At 70.0% G+C, this 2,923-nt stretch carries 4 protein-coding genes; 1 reads left to right on the top strand and 3 read right to left on the bottom strand.

Features of this window, described 5'->3' with window-relative positions:
* The coding region (locus tag M8H82_RS36300; protein WP_250080013.1) for an XRE family transcriptional regulator at window positions 1-495 on the top strand (495 nt) is incomplete at its 5' end.
* A gap of 162 nt (window positions 496-657) precedes the next feature.
* On the opposite strand, the gene M8H82_RS36295 is transcribed toward M8H82_RS36300, so the two are convergent.
* From M8H82_RS36295 to M8H82_RS36285, 3 genes are all read right to left on the bottom strand, one after another.
* On the bottom strand, window positions 658-1,236 hold the full coding sequence (locus tag M8H82_RS36295; RefSeq protein WP_250080012.1) for a hypothetical protein: 579 nt from the start codon (window positions 1,234-1,236) through the stop codon (window positions 658-660).
* Window positions 1,237-1,601: 365 nt separating this feature from the next.
* Complete coding sequence (locus tag M8H82_RS36290; protein WP_250080010.1) at window positions 1,602-2,072, bottom strand: hypothetical protein; 471 nt, start codon at window positions 2,070-2,072, stop codon at window positions 1,602-1,604.
* 365 nt (window positions 2,073-2,437) lie between these two features.
* Window positions 2,438-2,764, bottom strand: a complete 327-nt coding sequence (locus M8H82_RS36285; RefSeq protein ID WP_250080008.1) for a hypothetical protein — start codon at window positions 2,762-2,764, stop codon at window positions 2,438-2,440.
* Window positions 2,765-2,923: the final 159 nt, after the last annotated feature.

Genomic DNA, 2,923 nt, shown 5'->3' with positions numbered 1-2,923 from the left:
CCGCAGAGCGCCCAGGCGCAGATGAAGTACCTGGTCAAGCAGCTCAAGGGGACCAAGGCCGCCGCCCAGGCGCTCGGGATCTCCCAGCGCACCGTGGAACGGTACGTCGCCGGCAAGCTCAAGCGGCCCCGCCAAGATCTGCGCGGCCGCCTGGAGCGCGAGGTCAAGAAGCGGTGGCAGCCGCAGGTAAAGGCGAAGGCGAAGAAGAAGGCGGCCTCCACCGGCGGCCTGGTCGTCTCCACCCGCGCCCGCTTCGGGTTCACCGCCGCGCCGGGCACCACCGACGACGCCCGTATCCGCGACATCACCCAGGCCCTGCCCCCGGTGTTCGCAGACCGCCTGTTCACCGCGAGGGAGCAAGGCGCCACCGAGCAGCAGATCCAGCAGATCGCCGCCGAGGGCCTCGCCCAGATGTACTTCCGCGCCAACAACACCCGCGCCCACGGCCTGGGCGTGGAGTTCACCGACGTGGAGCGCATTGACATCGAGCTGTAGGCGGTCGGAACAGCGCATGAGCGGGCAGCTGTGACTGAGCGCTGTAGTTGGCCAGTGAGCGCGATACCTGGCCGCCTTGTGCCCACGGGCGGTCGGGAGGCGACGGCTGCGCAAGGCGCCACCCGCACCGGACGGCGCTGCGACTCGTCCTGCTGTTACGGGTTACGGGTTGCGGGCCAGCTTGCCTTGAGCCGCCTCCAGTCGTTTGCGGTGTCGCCGGAGGCCCAGCGGCATGGAGAGCCAGCACAGGAGAGCGAATGAGGAGAAGAAGGCGAGTGCGTACTGCCGGTCGAGCAGGTTGCCGACGGTGATCAGGAGGAAGAGCGCGATCAGGCCGATGCGGAGCCTCGAATGCCCCTTCGACGTCATCTGCTCCCACGAAGCACGCTGGCGCTCCAGAATCTCCAGTACTGCCGGACGTACCTCCGCCTGCACCGGCGGGTCACCTCGGCGGACCAGCCGTCCGAGGTCCACGTATCGGCTGAGGGTTAAACCGAAGCGGGCGGCGCGCCTTCGCTCCCTGCGAAGGACCACCCACAGGGTTACGACCCCTCCGACGAACACCGTCGCTGCCACCCAGATCCCGGTGACCACACGTCCATTGCTGTTCATGAGCATGCCTGCTGCGAAGCCGACCGGTCCGGACAGCACGAGCAGCAGCGCACACCTCACCACAAGCCGACGGCGCAGCACCGCCTCCTGCTCCTTCGGTCGGGCCTCGGCCATCGGCTGCGAAGTCATAAGCCCCCACCCTGGTGCGGCCGCCCTGAGAGGTACGCGGCGTGACAGTCACCTCGTACCCCTGCCTGCCTCGTTCAAAGGCCGGTCACCTTCGGCGTGCGGTGGGCCACCCTTCCCCGCCCGAGGGCAGATTCCGCCGGGTCACTCTCCGGCCCGGGTCAGATTCCGACCTGGGCGACGGGCAGTTTCTGGCCCCCGCAGGGGTCGCTTTCCGCCCCCGGCCAGCCAGCCCTGGCCGGGGCCGCAGGCGGTGATGTTGAACAGGCAGCGGCTCGCCCGGACTTCGTGACGAAGTTCCGGGCTCGGCTGGGGCAACGAGATGAACGTGGCGGTGTACTTCGACGCCTCAACGCCGGGAACTGTGGCTACTTGATCAGGTGGGCGTCGAGCCAGTCGGCCAGGTCGTGCGCCGACCCGAAGATGTCGTCCCGGTTGGTCGCCTCCGGGAGCGTTGCGGCCCCGGCCGGGGCGCCCTGGTCCTCGCCCACCGCCAGGCCCTCTTCCATGGTGTCGATGAGCTTGTAGGCCTCGGTCCAGAACTCGGGGCCGACGCTCTTCTCGGCGTTCATCGCCTTACGCAGGTCGCGCGCCGCGTCCACGGTGGTGTTCATCTTGTCCCAGCACGTCCCGGCCTCCGTCGTGCACACGTCGTCCAGGTACGCGTTCGCGGCGACGTCCTGGAAGGCCCTCGAAGCCTTGCTGAAGCTGGGCGCCTTCGCTGACGCGGCCGCCGGCTTCTTCGCGTCGGCTTCGGCGTCTCCCCCGCACCCGGACACTCCTGCTGCGGCCACGACGGCGAGTGTGATGCTCGCGGCGGCCCCCCACCCCTTGATCATGCGCAGATCATGCCACGGCCCCGCCGGAGCGGGGCCGTAGTGGGTGATTCAGCCGCTGACTGTGGCTGAATCGCTCCGCTGACCTACGGCCGCAACTTTCGTGACGTGGCGGGGGGGGCAGCGATCCAGACCTGCGAGCGCTCGCGGGTGCCTGACTTGGATATGTGGCCCTTGCACACGTCTGCGGCGGCCTCGACGAGTGGGGCCTCCACGGCGGCTGACTCGTGGAGGCCGGATCTGAGCATCCAGATGGCCAGGGCCAACTACAGCGCTCAGTCACATCAGCGGCGGAGGCCGCCCGGGTGAGCGGCTCCCGCACGGCGGCCACGGCCTGCTTGCTGGCCACCCGTTCCCGGCTCAGCAGCTCAGCCGCGCGCCCGAAGCCCACGAGCCAGCTCTGCACGTCTCTTCCGCCGGCAATCCGGGCCCGAGCGGCGCCACGGGAAGGCGAGCACGGTCAGCAGGAACGTCCGGCCGCGCTCTGCCGGGCCCTCCCACAGCAGTCGGTTGGCGGCGGCCGCGCCCTGCAGCTCCGACACCGCCACCGTCAGCGCATCCGCCTGCACCGGTAGGGCCCCGATTTCGGCGTGCTGCTCCTGGCGGTTGCGGGCGCGGCTGGTCAGCCACGACGCCAGAACGGCGATGACCGCCCCAGAGACGAGCGTGCTGGCCAACTCGATCAGCTTGTCCATCCTCGCAGGCTGGCCGGGCACCGGGCCCGGCGCCCGGCCCGTTGCGCACCTGACGCACAACGCGTATGCGCCTGTTGCCCCCGGTGTCTCGGCCCGGACGCCACGAGACCCCGCCCTGCGCTGCTGCGTCGGTGCGGGGCCTCACACGCGTATCCGCGG

Source organism: Streptomyces sp. YS415 (assembly GCF_023544665.1).
In the GTDB taxonomy this organism is placed as follows: domain Bacteria; phylum Actinomycetota; class Actinomycetes; order Streptomycetales; family Streptomycetaceae; genus Streptomyces.
Note: the sequence above shows the minus strand (reverse complement) of the source record. Positions and strands in the feature narration are given on the sequence as shown.